Here is a 1,475-nt window from a genome sequence, read left to right on the forward strand (position 1 = left end):
GATAACTATAACCTGTTTCAAACACATCCACATCCTCATGTTTTTTGTCGACAATGATAATGGATTCGTAATCGTCAACTTTCCCCATAAACTCCTGAAGCACGTCACGGGGCGTCCTGTGAATTGATTGGATTTTGCTCATTAATTCACCTTCTTAATGACTTGGTAATACTCGTTGCCGATTCTGCATAAGCTTTTGCAACTTTCCCCGCTACTTTGGCAATGGAATCAACTGCACGAATTACACTATTTCCTGTTGGTGTGTTTTGAAGAAAATTTGCTGTCGCAATAATATGTGCATTTGAAACAGTCTGATCAAACGGAAGTCTAAATTTCCTGCCATCAACACGAGTATCAATTGATCTCTCGATTTTTACTGTTGGTTTAACATCATAATTATTATCATTTTCAGTGATTCGATTCATTTCGATCACTCACCCTCTCATAGGTTTTCTCAAAGATATCCGGCTTACAAGGATAAAACTCACCGTTTATACCTCGGATAATGTAATCACCGTCATCTGCCGTCATTTCTCCTTCAAGCGTCTTGATAACCAATTTCCCTTTCTTTTTACCGATGGACTTTGCCCGCATCTCATCTAATCCGCCGAATTGCTCCATCAAGTCGTAGATGAGCATTTCATTTGGCTTCCATTGCACAGCTTCAATCACTACCGGTTTCTTACGATACTTCGCCATCTTCTCCGCCTCCTGTATCAAAATCACCATCCGGATAATACGTCTCCGGCTCCTCAGCCTTTATGCGCTCAAGTTCTTGCTTTGGATTATCTACAATACTCAGAACGCTCAGCTGCGTTTCCTTCGAGACAATGCCCTGCAGGCTCTTTGCTACATCAGCTTCATCCACGAGATTTCGCGGAATATTACGTGTAAACGTATAATTCAAGTTTCGCCATTCGTCTTTTTTACTGATCTCGATGAACAGCGGAACGTTAAACAGCATTTTAAAACGCCGGTTCATGCCCGACGTGAATTTCCGTTCTTTCATGGCTGCCAGATTCTTCATCGGCTGCAGTTTAAACTCAAGGGCTACGCCCGACGCATTACCAAATGACTCATCGTTAATGTTGGCCACCATGCTCATTTGATAGATTAATCGCTCAATTCGATCCAGCAGATGCTCCTGATTCGCGTCACCGTTTGGCTTTTCCATAAATTCGACGATGATTTTTGATATATCCACATCCTGGCCGGAAATATTGATGATTCGGTTATCCCGAATTTTCTTCAACGTTTCATCATCCAGCTCAGTGCCCAGGATCTTCATGTAAGCATCAGCGAAATAGTCAACATCATTTGCCTTTTCAGACACTGCCTTGTCGTAAGCATTGATCAACGACTCCACAGATTCGAATACACTCTGCCGCTCTTCATTTTCAATATATTCGATTACCGGAACGTCGCCGTAATAGTGTGGCTGGCTGTCACCGAGCGCAAGGCCGTCATCCCCCTTA

Annotated in this window: 3 protein-coding genes; all 3 read right to left on the reverse strand. The window is 42.8% G+C overall.

The window, feature by feature from the left end:
* Positions 1 to 146 precede the first annotated feature (146 nt).
* Complete coding sequence (locus tag NIE88_RS21940; protein ID WP_253065684.1) at positions 147 to 425, reverse strand: hypothetical protein; 279 nt, start codon at positions 423 to 425, stop codon at positions 147 to 149.
* A complete protein-coding gene (locus NIE88_RS21945; protein ID WP_253065685.1) occupies positions 409 to 699 on the reverse strand; it encodes a hypothetical protein in 291 nt (96 codons plus the stop codon). Before NIE88_RS21945 ends, NIE88_RS21940 begins: the two co-directional genes overlap by 17 nt.
* Positions 683 to 1,475 (reverse strand): phage portal protein (locus NIE88_RS21950; protein WP_253065686.1); only part of this gene is annotated, 793 nt, incomplete at its 5' end. The genes NIE88_RS21945 and NIE88_RS21950, both read right to left, overlap by 17 nt.

Source organism: Sporolactobacillus shoreicorticis (assembly GCF_024125445.1).
Taxonomy (GTDB): Bacteria; Bacillota; Bacilli; order Bacillales; family Sporolactobacillaceae; genus Sporolactobacillus; species Sporolactobacillus shoreicorticis.